Below are 16,206 nucleotides of genomic sequence, written 5' to 3' on the forward strand. Positions count from 1 at the left end.
ATGATTAAGGTCGGATATACCAACGATTGTATGTTAGTTTTATGAGGCGCCGGTAATTTCTTCTTATGTCAATGATTTTTATTCGATAATTTACAGAGTGTCGGCCTGGTCGCACACGCGGGCGACAAAATATTCAGAGAATATGTTGGTGGCTGCTTGCCTGAACTTGGTCGTCGTCTTCGAATTGAAGGGTAGTTTCTCGTGCAGGCGTGCATATAAGGCGGATCACTCGCCGCCGCCGAGCTGGCCGCGACGAGCAAAGATGTGGTGGTCGATCATGTGCGGACTGCCTCCCTCGACCGATCCCGCCTAGCCGAGATTGAGTTCCTGGAAGAAGTCATTGCCCTTGTCGTCGATGACGATGAATGCAGGAAAGTCTTCGACCTCGATTTTCCAGACAGCTTCCATGCCCAGTTCGGGATACTCGAGAACCTCGACCTTCTTGATGCATTCCTGTGCCAGACGCGCAGCCGGGCCGCCGATCGAGCCCAGGTAGAAGCCGTGGTGTTTCTTGCACGCTTCGCGCACGGCGCGCGAGCGGTTGCCCTTGGCCAGCATCACCATCGAGCCACCGAAGGACTGGAACTGGTCGACGTAGCTGTCCATTCGACCAGCCGTCGTCGGGCCGAAGGAGCCGGAGGCGTAGCCGGCGGGGGTCTTTGCGGGGCCTGCGTAGTAGACCGGGTGATTCTTCATGTAATCGGGCATGCCTTCGCCCTTTTCCAGCCGCTCGCGGATCCTGGCATGGGCGAGGTCGCGTGCGACGATGATCGTGCCCGTGAGCGAGAGGCGGGTCTTGACGGGGTGCTTGCTCAGTTCCGCCAGAATATCGTGCATCGGCCGGTCGAGGTCGATGCGCACCGTGGATTCCGAAAGCTTCGCTTCGTCGATCTCTGGCATATACTTGGAGGGGTCAGTTTCCAGCTGCTCGACGAAGATGCCGTCGCGCGTGATTTTCCCCTTTGCCTGGCGGTCGGCGGAACAGGAAACGCCGATGCCGATCGGCAGCGACGCGCCGTGGCGCGGCAGGCGTATGACGCGGACATCATGACAGAAATACTTGCCGCCGAACTGGGCGCCGACGCCCATCTGCTGCGTCAGCTTGTGGATTTCCTTCTCCATCTCGAGGTCGCGGAAAGCGTGGCCGCTTTCGGAGCCTTCGGTCGGCAGGCCGTCGAGATAGCGCGTCGAGGCGAGCTTGACGGTCTTCAGGTTCACCTCGGCCGAGGTCCCGCCGATGACGATCGCCAGGTGATAGGGGGGACAGGCCGCCGTGCCGAGCGTCAGGATCTTCTCCTTCAGGAAATCGATCATGCGGTCGTGCGTCAGAAGCGACGGCGTGCCCTGGTAAAGGAAGGTCTTGTTGGCGGAGCCGCCACCCTTGGCGACGAAGAGGAAATCATAGCTGTCCGTGCCTTCCTCATAGATATCGATCTGGGCCGGCAGGTTGTTCCTGGTGTTCTTCTCCTCGAACATCTTGATGGGAGCGAGTTGAGAATAGCGAAGATTCTTCTTTTCGTAGGCGTCCATGACGCCTTTGGCGAGCGCCGAGTAATCTTCGCCTTCCGTCCACACGCGACGGCCCTTCTTGCCCATGATGATCGCGGTGCCCGTATCCTGGCACATCGGCAGCACGCCGCCAGCCGCGATATTGGCGTTTTTCAGCAGGTCATAGGCGACGAAGCGGTCGTTGTCGGTTGCTTCCGGATCGTCAAGGATCGAGGCGAGCTGCTTCAGGTGGCCTGGTCGAAGGAGATGATTGATGTCCGCAAAGGCCGTTTCGGCAAGCAGCCGAATACCTTCCGGCTCGACGGTCAGAATGTCCTGTCCCCTGAAGGTGTCGACAGAGACGTAGTCACTGCTGATCTTGCGATAGGGGGTGGAGTCTTTGCTGAGGGGAAACAGATCGTCAGCCATCGAAGGACCTTTCATGCGGACCGAAATCGCAGATGGTCTATTCGCGCGCCTTCGCATTTGCAATAAATCTAAAACCTGCAAATTTTCGTCAACAATTGAGGGAAAACACAGCCGCAAAGAGCGGCGGTGCCGTTGACGTCAGCAGGGATCGCGAAGTCTTATTTCGGACCGATCATCGTTTCCGGGCGGACGATCGATTCGTATTCCTCGACGGTGACGAGGCCACTTGCGAGCGCTTCGTCCTTCAGCGTGGTGCCGTTCTTGTACGCGGTCTTGGCGATCTTGGCGGCATTGTCGTAGCCGATCGTCGGAGCCAGCGCGGTCACCAGCATCAGCGACCGTTCGAGGCCGGCCTTGATGTTGTCCTCACGTGCCTCGATGCCGACGACGCAATTGTCGGTGAAGGAGACGGCGGCATCGCCCAGCAACTGCACGGACTGCAGGAAATTGTAGGCCATCATCGGATTGTAGACATTGAGCTCGAAGTGGCCCTGGCTGTCGGCGAATGTGAGCGCTGCGTTGTTGCCGAAGATATGCGCACAGACCTGGGTCAGCGCCTCGCATTGAGTCGGGTTGACCTTGCCGGGCATAATCGAGGAGCCTGGCTCGTTCTCCGGCAGCGACAGCTCCCCAAGGCCGGCGCGAGGGCCTGAGCCGAGAAGGCGAATGTCGTTGGCGATCTTGAACAATGCTGCCGCCGCCGCGTTGATGGCGCCGTGACTGAAGACCATCGAGTCATGGGAGGCGAGTGCCTCGAACTTGTTGGGCGCGGTCACGAAGGGGAGCCCCGTGATTGCGGCGATCTCTTCCGCCACCCTTTCGGCAAAGCCGATCGGCGCGTTGAGGCCGGTGCCTACCGCGGTGCCGCCCTGAGCAAGTTCGGAGAGGCCTGGCAGTGTCATTTCGATACGCTTGATGGCGGAGCCGACCTGCGCGGCGTAACCGGAGAATTCCTGGCCAAGCGTCAGCGGCGTTGCATCCTGCGTGTGCGTGCGGCCGATCTTGATGATGTGGCTGAATTCCGTGACCTTCATGTCGAGTGCGGCATGGAGATGCTTCAGCGAGGGCAGCAGATGACGAACGATCTCCTCGACGCAGGCTATGTGCATTGCCGTCGGATAGGTGTCGTTCGACGACTGGCTCATGTTGACGTGATCGTTCGGGTGAACCGGCTTCTTCGAGCCCATGACCCCACCGAGCATCTCGATGGCGCGGTTGGAGATGACCTCGTTGGCGTTCATGTTGGATTGTGTGCCGGAGCCTGTTTGCCAGACGACCAGTGGGAAGTGATCGTTGAGCTTGCCGTCGATCACTTCCTGGGCGGCGGCGACGATCGGGTGGCCGAGTTCAGGGGAGAGTTGGCCGAGCGCCATGTTGGCGCGCGCGGCGGCCTGCTTGACGATGCCGAGCGCCCGAACGATCGACAGCGGCTGTTTTTCCCAGCCGATCTTGAAATTGCCGAGCGAACGCTGCGCCTGCGCCCCCCAATACTTGTCGTCTGCGACTTCGATCGGGCCAAACGTGTCGGTTTCGGTGCGGGTGGAGGTCATGGCCAGGCCTTTCGTTCAGGTGGACGGCTGCAAAGATGCGGTCTTATAAGTCTGAAAGGGCTGGATGAAAACTGCTCAGATCAAATATATGATTTCGATAATCATGTTATTGGTTGCGCTATAAGTGGTTTTTCGGACACGGCTGAGTTTTTATCCTACAGCGGCCTTTTGCCCCCTGTGTCGGAAACCGAAAATAAAGTAAAAAATTAACCAATAATTTCATAATTTTGTGTGAACTGGACCCTGGCGGCGAGTTCGCAGCGTTAGTGAAGGTTGAGTTCTTCAAGGCTGGCGGCGGCGCTCGCTTTCTGCCATGTGACCGGCTGGCGCCGGACGATACGGGTTCTAAACTGGGCTATGCCCGCGGTTGAAGACAGCTTTATACTGGGACTGGAAAAAAGCATGACATTCCTTTTGAAAGGTGCGGTTTCCGCACTCGCACTTTCATGCAGCGTAGTGGCCCTAGGGGTCGCGCCCGCGCATGCGTATACGCTGATGGACATGATCCGCGGCGACCGCGCCCGCACCCAGAGCACCATGATCAATCCCGCGCCCTCTGCGCCTCAAATGGCACCCAATGCGCCGCTGCCGAAGGTTTCGGCGCCGACCTACTATACGTACAAGCCGGATCCCATGCGGTTTGTCGATACCGGCAAGTTCACCGATCCGGTCGTTACCGGCGCGGTTGCAGCAACGACGGCCCCTACGGAGGTCGCGCCGTCCGTGCAGCGCCGCTTCCTGATCGAGGCGAAGGTGCGGGCGCCCGTCGACGTCGCCAAGGCGTTGGAGAACTATTACGGCGATGCCAAAAATCCATTGGTCTGGCTGCAGGGGACTGAGGTCAACGATCGCGCCAAGGCAGCGATGAGCGCTCTGGCCGGCGCAGCGTCCGTCGGCCTTGATCCCGCGGACTACGCAATCGGGATGCCGTCGGTCGATCCGGCCAACCCGGATCCCGCAGCGCGTGACCGTGCTTTGACGCAATTCGAGCTCCAGCTGTCGGCCAAGGTTCTCGCCTATGTGCAGGACACCGTCCGCGGTCGCGTCGATCCGAACAAGCTGTCCGGCTATCACGATTTCGTTCGCAAGGCCGTCAATCTGGATCCTGTTTTGAAGCTTGCGCGCATGAGCCCGGATGTTGCGGCCTACCTCTCCAGCCGCTCGCCTGACGGTCCCGAGTTCGAGACGCTGAAGGCCGAACTCGCGAAGCTGAAGGGTGAGGGCCATATCGAGGAGCGGATCGATATCGCGCTTGACGGCCTCCTGCACCCAGGTGACAATTCGCCGGAAATCCCTGATATCGTCAAGGCGATCGACAAGCATGGCTCGGCTGCGCTGAAGGCCGAGAATGCCGTGACGCTCGCTTCCTATAGCGGCGGTACCGACTATTCCCCGGAAATCGTTTCCCTGGTCGAGGGCTTCCAGAAGGAACACGGCCTGAAGGCCGACGGCGTAATCGGGCAGGCGACTGTTCGCGTCATGACCGGTGGCGACACCAATGGCTCTAAGATCGACAAGCTGATCGTCGCCATGGAGCAGGCGCGCTGGTTGCCGGAAGACCTCGGCTCGCGCTATGTCTTCATCAACCAGCCCGCCTACATGGTTTACTACCACGACAACAACAAGGAACAGTTGTCGATGCGGGTGGTTGTCGGTCAGCCGTCGCATCAGACATTCTTCTTCCAGGACCAGATCGAGACGGTCGAGTTCAACCCGTTCTGGGGTGTGCCACAGTCGATCATCATCAATGAGATGCTCCCGCACCTGCGTTCGGATCCAAACTATCTCGATCGCATGGGATACGAAGTTGAGGTCAACGGTCGCGCCGTCGCGTCGTCGAGCGTCGATTGGTACGGCTCGACCTCAAGCGTATCCGTGCGTCAGCCACCGAGCGGTGACAATGCACTCGGCGAACTGAAGATCCTGTTCCCCAACTCGCATGCGATCTACATGCATGACACCCCGTCGAAGAGCTTCTTCAAGCGGGACATGCGAGCTCTCAGCCACGGTTGCGTGCGCCTTGCCGATCCGCGCGCGATGGCGGCGGCCGTCCTGAATACGACGGTGGACAAGATCGGAAAAGAAATCGCGACCGGCCAGAACCATGCCGTTCAGGTTCCGCAGAAGATTCCCGTCTATGTCGCTTATTTCACAGCTTGGCCGAACAAGGACGGCGTCGTGCAATATTTTGACGACGTCTACGGTCGCGATGCCTATGTCGAGAAAGCCTTCCAGGCCACGACAAAGGCGCGGGACGCGCAGATCTGATCCAGAGCACTGCGTGCGTTTGTACCGCAGTCTCCTATTCGTCTGATTTCCCAGTGATCAAATAGGGGGCCTGTTGCCGCAGGTCCCCCATAGCGGTCGTAGACAATTGCGAGCATGTTTTACGGCTTTCGGTGGCGGCCGTGGGCAACTGTCATTTCACTATCATGTTCCCGCCTTAAATGCTGCGCGAAGGCTTGCAGGTACAGCCCGCATAGCTGCCGCCTCGAGTTCGGCTCAGGCGCGCGGCGAGCGGGAGGCTCCCCGGCAGGTCTGCCATCCAGCATTTTTCAAAGGACATGCCCTATGAGAGTTTCGTCAATCGCCAAGCCGCGTCATCTCGCGGCGGTCCTTGTCGCGTGCGTTGCATTGATGCCACTCGCCGCACTTGCGGATAGCACCGTAGCGGCCGGCGGCATTGCCTTCGCCAACAAGGGTCTCGTTGCCGTTGGGCGCATTCCCGCCAATCAACGGGACACGTTCGGCGAAACCTTTGGTTCCGGTTCGGGCATGTCGATCGACCCCAGCACGTGGACTCACGACGGAGCGGGCTACAAAGGCTCACTCTGGCTTCTTCCAGATCGCGGCTACAATGTCGAGGGAACCACAGACTACCGTCCGCGTCTCAACTCGATCGACATCCAGTTGACGCCGACCGCGCCCGGTGCGGCACCGGCGGCCGGGAAGGAGCAGGCCGGCGTTGAAGCGAAACTAACAAGCTCCATGCTGCTCGTGGATAACAACGGAAACGACGCGACAGGTCTGGACCCGGAAACGGGCGTTCGCGCTGCCAGCGGCGATTTCCCGCCGCTGCCGCAGGCACGCAACGGCAAGCTTGCGTTGGACAACGAAGCGATCGTTCGCCTGCCTGATGGCTCGATGCTCATCAGCGACGAGTATGGCCCATATATCTACCGCTTTTCCGCTGACGGTAAGCTGATGTCGGCCACCCAGCCGCCAAAGGCATTGCTGCCGATGCGCAAGGGCGCGCTGAACTTTGCCTCGAACAATCCGGGACCGGGCGCCTCAACGCCGGACCCCAAGGATCCGGAAACGGGACGGCAGAACAACCAGGGTCTTGAAGGCATGGGGCTGACACCTGACGGCAGGTTCCTGATCGCCGTGCTGCAATCCGCTACCCGCCAGGACGGCGGCGATTCCGGCGCGACGCGGCAGAATACCCGTGCGATGGTCTACGATGCCGCCGATCCGGCGCATCTGAAACTCGTTCACGAATACGTCGTTCCGCTGCCGGTCTTCAAGGATGGCAAAGGCAAGACGCTGGTGGCCGCGCAAAGCGAGATCATCGCACTGTCCGACAAGAGCTTTCTGATGCTCGCCCGCGACAGCAACAACGGCTTCGGCCTCAAGGGGGACACGTCTCTCTACCGCGCGATCAATATCGTCGATGTCTCTGCGGCCACGGACATCGCCGGGAGCGATTTCGACGGCGACAAGGCTGTTGCGTCGAAGGGTGTGCTCGATCCGTCCGTGACGCCGGCAGCGTTGACCTCGTTCATCGACCTGAACGACAGCCGCGAGCTTGCCCGCTTCGGCCTTCACAACGGCGCGCCGAACGATCGGAACAACCTGTCTGAAAAGTGGGAAGCCATGTCGCTTGCCAGCGCGCTCGATCCTGAACAGCCCGACGACTATTTCCTGTTCGTCGCCAACGACAACGACTTTCTGACCCAGGACGGCTACCAGGTCGGCGGCGCCTACAAGGCTGAAGGCGGCGCGGATGTCGACACGATGTTCCAGGTCTTCCGTGTGACGCTGCCCGGCATCGCGAAGAAGTAACGTCGAGACCTCAAGCGGACGCGCCCGTCGCGTCCGCTCCTCAGCCGGCGTGGAGGAAGCGGATCGCCTCGTCGCGGCGGAAGAGATAAAGCAGCGTGCGAACGGCCTTGCCGCGTTCGCCGGTCAGCTCCGGGTCGCGTTCGATCAGATAGGCAGCGTCTTTCCTGGCAATCTCCAGCAGATCGGCATGCGCCTCGAGGCTGGCAATTCGGAACCCGGGCGTTCCCGACTGGCGCGTACCGAGGAGTTCGCCTTCGCCGCGCAGCTTCAAGTCTTCCTCGGCAATTCTGAAGCCGTCCTCCGTTTCACGCATGATCGAAAGCCGGGCATGGCCGGTTTCGCTGAGCGGACCCCTGTAGAGCAGGATGCATGTCGAGGCTTCGTCGCCGCGCCCGACGCGGCCGCGGAGCTGGTGCAACTGAGCGAGGCCGAAGCGCTCGGCATGTTCGATCACCATGATCGTCGCGTCGGGAACGTCTACGCCGACTTCGACGACCGTGGTCGCCACGAGCAGGCGGATCTCGCCGCTCTTGAACGCCATCATCGCGGCGTCCTTTTCCGGACCGCTCATGCGTCCGTGGATAAGGCCGATGCCCGGGCCGAGCGCGGAGGCGAGGGTCGCGTGCCGCTCCTCGACCGACATCAGGTCGCTCTCTTCCGATTCCTCGACGAGCGGGCAGATCCAGTAGGCTTTCATGCCCTCCGCCAACGCGCTCTTCAGCCGGCCGACGATGTCGCCAATTCGCTCTGTGGGCACCGTGATCGTCTGGATTGGTTTTCGGCCGGCCGGCTTCTCGGTGAGCTTGGAGACGTCCATGTCGCCGAAGGCGGCGAGCACCAGCGTGCGCGGGATCGGGGTCGCGGTCATCACCAGCATATGCGGACTGATGCCCTTGGCGGTCAGTCTGAGGCGCTGGTGGACGCCGAAGCGATGCTGTTCGTCGACGACCGCCAGCATAAGATTGCGATAGTTGACGCTGTCCTGAAAGAGGGCGTGGGTGCCGACGATGATCTGCGCCTTCCCTGAGGCGATCCGTTCGAGGATTTCTTCACGCTCGCGGCCCTTGGTGCGACCAGTCAGAACCTCGATGCCGAGCCCGGCGGCAGCCGCGAAACTCGAGATCGTCGCGTGGTGCTGGCGCGCCAGGATTTCCGTTGGCGCCATCAGCACGGCCTGACCGCCGCTCTCGATCACCGCGGCCATAGCCATCAACGCGACCAGCGTCTTGCCGGAGCCGACATCTCCCTGCAGCAGCCGCAACATCCGATCGTCCCCCGACATGTCCCGCAGGATCTCCGAGATCGCGGTCGTCTGGCTCTGCGTCGGCGAGAACGGCAAGGCCTGCAAGATCTGGCTGCTGACGACGCCGGTGGCGTGCACCGGCTTACCGGCGACCTTGCGCAGTCGCTGGCGGACCAGCGCCAGGGACAGCTGGCCGGCCAGAAATTCGTCATAGGCCAGGCGACGGCGGGCGGGGGCTTGAGGATCGATGTCTGAGGGATCGCGCGGCTCGTGCAGCATATGAAAGCTGTCCCTGATCGCGGGAAGGCCCTGCTTTTCGGTGAGAGCCAGATCGAGCCATTCGGGCAGTTCGGGCGTACGCGCCAGCGCGGCCTCGATGATCTTGCGGAGCGTCTTGGGCGCAAGTCCGGCCGTGAGAGGATAAATCGGCTCGACCAGAGGCAGGTGCTCGGTCTCGCTTGCCTTCACGATGTAATCCGGGTGCACCATCGAGGCACGGCCGTTGAACCAGTCGATCTTGCCGCTGACGATCACGTCTTCGTCGAGCGGCAGCTGCTTCTCCAGCCACGCCGACTGGCCGCGAAAGAAGACGAGGGTGAGTTCCCCGGTCTCGTCGTGCAGGAAGACGCGGTAAGGAACGTTGCTCTTCCTGTTCGGCGGTGCCTGGTGCCGATCGACGCGGCCGGTGATGGTCACGATCGCCCCTTGCGGTGCACGGGCGATGCCCGGCTGATTGCGCCGGTCTATCAGCGAATGCGGCGCATGAAAGAGCATGTCGACAACCCTGCAATCTTCCACGGTCTCGCGTCCGAGCAGTTTCACCAGCAGGTCGGCAATCTTGGGTCCGACGCCGGGGAGTGCCGAAACGGGCGAAAACAGGGGATCGAGAATGGCAGGGCGCATGGGCGCAAAATGCGATGAACAATGCGGTCTTGGCAAGGCTGACAAGCCGCTTTCGAGGGTCTATAGAGGCGCATCAACAGGAAGGTAATGTCATGACAGGTGTGACACTCTCGAGCGCCGATCTCGATCCTCGCCGCCGCCGGATTCTGTTCCGCTGCTGGCACCGGGGTATCCGGGAGATGGACCTCGTGTTCGGACAGTTCGCCGAGAAGGAAATCGCCGCGTTGTCCAATGTCGAACTCGACGAATTCGAGACCATCATGGCCGAGGAGGACAACGACCTCGTGCGCTGGATCATGGGAACTTGGCCAGTGCCGGAGCGTTTCCAGACACCGATGTTCCAGCGGCTTGCCGCCTACAAACCCGATTTCGAATACCCTGCCGATGCCTTGCCCAGGAATGCAGAATGATCCCAGGTTTTGACGCGAAAAAGCTCGCAGCCGTTGCCGAGCCGCTGACGATCGGCAACGTGCCCGCGGGGCTCGAGCCGATGTTGCTTGCGGAGCTTGCTCGCACTGGCGAGCCGGTCGCCTATGTGCTTTCCGATGGCCAGCGTATGGCGGATATCGAGCAGATGCTCGGCTTCGTCGCGCCGGATATTCCGGTTCTGACACTGCCGGCATGGGACTGTCTTCCATATGACCGCGTTTCGCCGAGCGCCGATACGTCCGCGCGCCGTCTGGCTGCGCTGAGCGGCCTCATCGCCCATCACAAAAAGCCGCATGCGGCGATCGTGCTCGTCACCGTCAACGCGATGCTGCAGAAGGTGGCGCCACAGGATGTCATCGAGAGTCTGGCGTTTTCCGCGCGACCGGGCAATCAGGTGCGCATGGATGATGTTGCCGGTCGGCTGGAGCGCAACGGATTCGACCGCGTCGCGACGGTTCGCGAAGTCGGCGAATATGCGGTTCGGGGCGGTATCCTCGACGTCTTCGTGCCCGGTTCGGAGGAGCCGGTGCGGCTCGACTTCTTCGGCGACACGCTGGAGAGCATCCGCAGCTTCGATCCGGCAAACCAGCGCACGATAGGACAGGTCCGGTCGCTTGACCTCAATCCGATGAGCGAGGTAACGCTGACGCCCGACACGATCAGCCGCTTCCGCAAGAATTACCTGTCAGCTTTTGGCGCGGCGACCCGCGATGACGCGCTTTACCTTGCCATTTCCGAAGGCCGCCGCTATCCGGGCATGGAGCATTGGCTGCCACTCTTCTACGAGAGGCTTGAGACGGTCTTCGATTATCTCAAGGGCTTCCGTCTGGTCGTCGATCACACCGTCCGCGAAGCTGCCGAAGAGCGCTCGAAGCTGGTTTTCGACTACTACGATGCCCGCCTGAACTCCGGCCAGCCGAGCAAGGGCCAGATGTCGCAGGGCACGCCCTACAAGCCGGTCGTGCCCGGCCAGCTCTATCTCGACGGCAAATCCTTCGCCAGCACGCTCGATGCGTTCAACGCGATGCGTATCACCCCCTTCAACGAACACGAGGGTGAGGCGCGGCGCGTCGTCAACCTCGACGCGCGCCAGGGCGAGCGTTGGGCGCGATCGAATGCCGAGGGCGCAGGCAATGCCGAACGCATCAACGTGTTCGACGTGGTCGTCAAGCATATCGCGGCGAAGCGCGCCGACGGTGCGAAGGTGCTTATCACCGCCTGGACCGAAGGCTCGCTGGAGCGGCTGCTGCAGGTTCTGAACGAACATGGTCTTGAACGCGTGAAGCCGATTGCCGCGCTGAAGGATATTGCCAGCCTTGAAAAGGGCGAGGCTGCGGCGGCGGTCTACAGCCTGGAGTCCGGGTTCGAAGCCGGCAATCTCGTCGTCATCGGCGAGCAGGACATTCTCGGCGATCGTATGGTGCGCCGCTCCAAGAGGCGCAAGCGGGCCGCCGATTTCATCTCCGAGGTCGCCGGGCTCGACGAAGGCTCTGTCGTCGTCCATGCGGAACATGGCATAGGGCGTTTTATCGGTCTCAGAACCATCGAGGCGGCGGGCGCTGCGCATGCGTGCCTGGAACTGCAGTATGCCGACGATGCCAAACTGTTCCTGCCGGTCGAAAACATCGACCTTTTGTCGCGCTACGGCGGCGAGGGTACGGAAGCTCAGCTCGATAAGCTCGGCGGCGGCGCATGGCAGATGCGCAAGGCAAAGCTCAAGAAGCGGCTGCTCGATATGGCGGATGCGCTTATTCGCATCGCGGCCGAGCGCCTGACGCGCCACGCGCCGGTGCTGACCACTCCGGAAGGGCTCTACGACGAATTCGCCGCCCGCTTCCCCTACGACGAGACCGAGGATCAGGACACCGCCATCGAGGCCGTGCGCAGCGATCTTGGCGCAGGGCGTCCGATGGATCGCCTCGTCTGCGGCGACGTCGGCTTCGGCAAGACGGAAGTCGCGCTTCGCGCGGCCTTCGTGGCTGCCATGAACGGGATCCAGGTCGCCGTCGTCGTGCCGACGACGCTTCTTTCCCGCCAGCACTTCAAGACCTTTTCCGAACGTTTCCGCGGCTTGCCGGTTCGTATCCAACAGGCCTCCCGCCTCGTGGGCTCCAAGGAGCTGGCGCTGACGAAAAAGGAAGTCGCAGAGGGCAAAACCGATATCGTCGTCGGAACCCATGCGCTTCTCGGCGCAGGTATTCAGTTTGCCAATCTCGGGCTTCTGATCATCGACGAGGAGCAGCATTTCGGCGTCAAGCACAAGGAGCGCCTGAAGGAGCTGAAAAGCGACGTTCACGTTCTGACGCTTTCGGCAACGCCCATTCCGCGCACGCTGCAGCTTGCCATGACGGGTGTGCGCGAGCTGTCGCTGATCACCACGCCCCCGGTCGACCGCATGGCGGTTCGTACCTTTATCTCGCCGTTCGATTCGCTCGTCATCCGCGAGACGCTGATGCGCGAGCACTATCGCGGCGGTCAGAGTTTCTATGTCTGTCCGCGCCTTGCCGATCTGGAGGACGTGCATGCCTTCCTGCGTTCCGATGTGCCGGAGTTGAAGGTCGCGGTGGCACACGGGCAGATGCCGGCGGGCGAACTCGAAGACATCATGAATGCTTTCTACGATGGTCGCTATGACGTGCTGCTATCGACGACGATCGTTGAATCCGGCCTCGATGTCCCGACCGCCAACACGCTGATCGTACACCGCGCCGATATGTTCGGTCTGGCCCAGCTTTATCAGTTGCGGGGCCGCGTCGGACGCTCGAAGGTGCGTGCCTTCGCGCTCTTCACGCTGCCGGTCAACAAGGTGCTGACGGCGACGGCCGAACGGCGGCTCAAGGTTCTACAGTCGCTGGATACGCTCGGCGCCGGCTTCCAGCTCGCAAGCCACGATCTCGACATCCGCGGCGCCGGCAACCTGCTGGGCGAGGAACAGTCCGGGCATATCAAGGAAGTCGGTTTCGAACTTTACCAGCAGATGCTGGAGGAGGCGGTCGCCGAGGTGAAGGGTGTCGACGAAATCCACGATACCGGGTGGTCGCCGCAGATTTCGGTCGGCACGTCGGTCATGATTCCAGATGGCTACGTTCCCGACCTGCATCTGCGCATGGCGCTCTACCGCCGGCTCGGGGAGATTACCGAACTGAAGGAGATCGACGCCTTCGGTGCCGAGATGATCGACCGGTTCGGCCCCATGCCGATCGAAGTCCAGCATCTCCTCAAGATCGTCTACGTCAAGTCGCTGTGCCGCATCGCCAACGTCGAGAAGCTCGATGCCGGTCCAAAGGGCGTCGTCGTCACGTTCCGCAACAAGGAATTCCCGAACCCGGCGAATCTGGTGGGCTATATCGCCAAGCAGGGCTCCATGGCCAAGATCCGCCCGGACCAGAGCGTGTTCCTGACCCGCGATCTTCCAACGCCGGAAAAGCGGCTGCAGGGCGCGGCCGTCATCATGACGCAAATGGCGGAGATGGCGAAGCCGTAACGCAGATCAGTTCATGCTGGAGCGGGCTTCTGCCTTCGCCTTTGCAATGTCGCGCAGGGCGTTCGCCAGCACGTCGGGGGTCTGGGCGCCGCTGACGGCATACTGCTGGTCGAAGATGAAAAAGGGTACGCCGTTGACACCCATCTGCTGGGCGGCCTGGATTTCCGCGAGGACGAGGTCGCTGTCAGCATCGGATGCAAGCAGCGAGGCGGTGACGGAGCGGTCCAGCCCGGCCTTCTCGGCGATGTCGAGGAGAACGGCGCGATCTCCGACGTTGCGGCCTTCCTCGAAATTCGCCTTGAACAGTGCGTCGACGACGCGATCCTGCTTTTCGCGATCCTCGACCATCGCCCAATGGATCAGCCGATGCGCATCGAGTGTGTTGGGACCGATCGTGATGGCCTCGAAATCGAAAGCGATGCCGACTTCGCGGCCAAGGTCGGTCAGCATCTTGTGGCCCTGGGCGACGCGCTCTGCGCCGCCGAGCTTTTCTTCCAACGCCTTCTTCTGGTCGACGCCTTCCATGGGATAATCGGGATTAAGACGGTAGGGCCGCCAGTTGATGTCGACACCGATCTCGTCCTGAACGTCGGCGATTGCCAGCTCCAGCCGCGCCTTGCCGAGGTAGCACCAGGGGCAGACGACGTCCGATACGACATCGATGACTATGCGCTCCATGGGGCTTTCCTTTCCTGGGCCGGTATGTTTGCAGCCATCTAGGCCCTGCCGCGCAAGACTTCAACCAGGCAGGAGAAGAGAACCATCTATTGCACGCTCTGATCCCACCATGCCGGAAGCTGGTAGCCATAGAGCGGTACGGTCTCGGGATGGCCGATGCGCTTGCTGCGCGCAACCCATTGCTTGTCGACATGATAGAGCGGCAACACGTAGTGGCCGGAAAGCAGCATCCGATCGTGCGAGCGCACGGCCGCGGTAAAGTCTTCCGCCGAGCGGGCGGTCAGGATGTGCTGGATCAGGGTATCGACGTCGGGATCGGCGACGCCGGCGAAGTTGTCCGTACCCTCGCGATCCTTCGATGCAGACGACCAGCGGCCGATCTGTTCAATGCCGGGAGATAACGACGAGGTGTAGGATTTGACGATCACGTCGTAGTCGAAGCTGCTCGTACGGCTCTGATACTGCGAATCGTCCACCGTTCGGATCGTAGCGGTAATGCCCAGCTGGTTGAGCGAGCGTTGGTAGGAGACGGCAAGCTTCTCCTGGTCCGCGTTCTGGGTCATGATCTCGAAGGCGAGGGGCTTGCCTTTGGCGTCACTCATCTTACCGTTCTTGATCGTATATCCGGCTTCCTTGAGAAGGACTACCGCTTGCTTCAGGACATTGCGATCCCTGCCTGAGCCATCCGTCACGGGCAGCTTGTAGGTGCCGTCCAGAATGGCTGGATCGATCCTGTCCTTGATCGGACCGAGCAGCTTCAACTCGCGCTCGTCTGCCGGGACGCCGAAGCTCGACAGATCGGAATTCTGCCAGAAACTCTGGGTTCTGATATAGGCGCTGGAAAAAAGGTTCTTGTTCGCCCATTCGAAGTCGAAGATCAGAGACAGCCCTTCGCGCAGCTTCTGATTGCCAAAGACGGGTCGGCGGGTGTTGAAGACAAAGCCGAACATTCCGCTCGGCAGCTTCGGTTCGAACGTGTCCTTCACGACGTTGCCGGATGTGACCGCTGGAAAATTGTAGGCGTTGGCCCAATGGCCCGGGCTCCCGTCCGGATAGATGTCCACATCGCCCTTCTTGAAAGCTTCGAACAGTGTCGTGTCCTGCAAGAAATACTGGACGGTGACCTGGTCGTAGTTGTCCAGTCCCACCTTCGCGGGAATATCCTTGGCCCAGTAATCGGGATCGCGTTCGAAGGTGATGCTCTCGCCCGGCTTGAGCGATTTGATCTTGTAAGGGCCGGAGCCGACCGGCGGGACGAGCGTGGACCGGTCGAATGTCTCAGGATCGATCGCATGTTTCGGCAGAATCGGCGTCGAGCCCGCCAGTATCAGGGGAAGCTCCCGGTCTGCCTTTTCGTTGAACGTAAACCGAACGCTGTGGTCGCCCACCTTTTCCATCTTGTCGACGGTGTTGAGGCGGTTGCTGAACGGAACGCGTCCTTTATCCTTCAGGATATTAAACGAGAATATGACGTCATCCGGCGTCACGGGTTGGCCATCCGACCACCTGGCCGCAGGATTGAGGTTGAACTGGATGTACGTGCGGTCCTCGTCCCATTCGACCGTTTCAGCCAGCAACCCGTAAAGCGTAAATGGCTCGTCGCGGGAGCGCAACATCAAGGTCTCGTAGACGAAGTTGCCGTATTCCGGATCCCAGACGCCACGAGCGGTCGTGCGCATGCTTTTCAAGATGAATGGATTGAGGCTGTCGAACGTGCCAACCACACCATAGGCGATCTTGCCACCCTTCTTCACGTCGGGATTGACGTAAGGAAAGTGCTTGAAATCCCCAGGCAGGGCTGGCTCGCCGTGCATGGCGATGCCATGAACGGGCTCCGCAAGCACTGCCCCGCAGCACAGGGTGAAAACGATAGGCAGAACGATGCGGAGCATCCCTGAAATCCCTTCCGGAAGACAGCACGATTCGGCAAAACAGTA

Annotated in this window: 9 protein-coding genes; 4 read left to right on the plus strand and 5 right to left on the minus strand. The window is 60.9% G+C overall.

Annotated features, from left to right (window positions below; translation table 11 throughout):
* Positions 1-309: 309 nt before the first annotated feature.
* On the minus strand, positions 310-1,917 hold the full coding sequence (locus ASC97_RS11585) for a fumarate hydratase (RefSeq protein WP_057468498.1): 1,608 nt from the start codon (positions 1,915-1,917) through the stop codon (positions 310-312).
* A 158-nt stretch (positions 1,918-2,075) separates the two neighbouring features.
* Positions 2,076-3,467: a class II fumarate hydratase gene (gene fumC, locus ASC97_RS11590; RefSeq protein WP_057468499.1), complete on the minus strand. Its 1,392-nt coding sequence runs from the start codon at positions 3,465-3,467 to the stop codon at positions 2,076-2,078.
* Positions 3,468-3,869: 402 nt separating this feature from the next.
* Between fumC and ASC97_RS11595 the strand changes: the two genes are divergently transcribed.
* Positions 3,870-5,735, plus strand: a complete 1,866-nt coding sequence (locus tag ASC97_RS11595) for a L,D-transpeptidase family protein (RefSeq protein ID WP_057468500.1) — start codon at positions 3,870-3,872, stop codon at positions 5,733-5,735.
* A 303-nt stretch (positions 5,736-6,038) separates the two neighbouring features.
* On the plus strand, positions 6,039-7,532 hold the full coding sequence (locus ASC97_RS11600; protein WP_057468501.1) for an esterase-like activity of phytase family protein: 1,494 nt from the start codon (positions 6,039-6,041) through the stop codon (positions 7,530-7,532).
* A 40-nt stretch (positions 7,533-7,572) separates the two neighbouring features.
* On the opposite strand, the gene recG is transcribed toward ASC97_RS11600, so the two are convergent.
* On the minus strand, positions 7,573-9,678 hold the full coding sequence (gene recG / locus ASC97_RS11605; RefSeq protein ID WP_057468502.1) for an ATP-dependent DNA helicase RecG: 2,106 nt from the start codon (positions 9,676-9,678) through the stop codon (positions 7,573-7,575).
* Positions 9,679-9,770: 92 nt separating this feature from the next.
* Between recG and ASC97_RS11610 the strand changes: the two genes are divergently transcribed.
* Both ASC97_RS11610 and mfd read left to right on the plus strand, forming a co-directional pair.
* Positions 9,771-10,088, plus strand: a complete 318-nt coding sequence (locus ASC97_RS11610) for an FAD assembly factor SdhE (protein ID WP_057468503.1) — start codon at positions 9,771-9,773, stop codon at positions 10,086-10,088.
* On the plus strand, positions 10,085-13,591 hold the full coding sequence (gene mfd / locus ASC97_RS11615; RefSeq protein ID WP_057468504.1) for a transcription-repair coupling factor: 3,507 nt from the start codon (positions 10,085-10,087) through the stop codon (positions 13,589-13,591). The genes ASC97_RS11610 and mfd overlap by 4 nt, the downstream gene beginning before the upstream one ends.
* 6 nt (positions 13,592-13,597) lie before the next feature.
* Here the strand turns inward: mfd and ASC97_RS11620 are convergent, their stop codons facing one another.
* Together ASC97_RS11620 and ASC97_RS11625 are read right to left on the minus strand one after the other, a co-directional pair.
* Positions 13,598-14,269, minus strand: a complete 672-nt coding sequence (locus ASC97_RS11620) for a DsbA family oxidoreductase (RefSeq protein ID WP_057468505.1) — start codon at positions 14,267-14,269, stop codon at positions 13,598-13,600.
* Positions 14,270-14,355: 86 nt separating this feature from the next.
* Positions 14,356-16,161 (minus strand): extracellular solute-binding protein, encoded by a 1,806-nt coding sequence (locus tag ASC97_RS11625; RefSeq protein WP_057468506.1) that lies wholly within the window; start codon positions 16,159-16,161, stop codon positions 14,356-14,358.
* Positions 16,162-16,206 lie beyond the last annotated feature (45 nt).

Origin of the sequence: Rhizobium sp. Root1203 (assembly GCF_001424945.1) — a bacterium.
Lineage (GTDB): Bacteria > Pseudomonadota > Alphaproteobacteria > Rhizobiales > Rhizobiaceae > Rhizobium.

Coding starts and splice junctions, on each gene's coding strand:
- ASC97_RS11585 (WP_057468498.1), bottom strand. CDS start 1,917: ATGGCTGACGATCTGTTTCCCCTCAGCAAAGACTCCACCCCCTATCGC.
- fumC (WP_057468499.1), bottom strand. CDS start 3,467: ATGACCTCCACCCGCACCGAAACCGACACGTTTGGCCCGATCGAAGTC.
- ASC97_RS11595 (WP_057468500.1), top strand. CDS start 3,870: ATGACATTCCTTTTGAAAGGTGCGGTTTCCGCACTCGCACTTTCATGC.
- ASC97_RS11600 (WP_057468501.1), top strand. CDS start 6,039: ATGAGAGTTTCGTCAATCGCCAAGCCGCGTCATCTCGCGGCGGTCCTT.
- recG (WP_057468502.1), bottom strand. CDS start 9,678: ATGCGCCCTGCCATTCTCGATCCCCTGTTTTCGCCCGTTTCGGCACTC.
- ASC97_RS11610 (WP_057468503.1), top strand. CDS start 9,771: ATGACAGGTGTGACACTCTCGAGCGCCGATCTCGATCCTCGCCGCCGC.
- mfd (WP_057468504.1), top strand. CDS start 10,085: ATGATCCCAGGTTTTGACGCGAAAAAGCTCGCAGCCGTTGCCGAGCCG.
- ASC97_RS11620 (WP_057468505.1), bottom strand. CDS start 14,269: ATGGAGCGCATAGTCATCGATGTCGTATCGGACGTCGTCTGCCCCTGG.
- ASC97_RS11625 (WP_057468506.1), bottom strand. CDS start 16,161: ATGCTCCGCATCGTTCTGCCTATCGTTTTCACCCTGTGCTGCGGGGCA.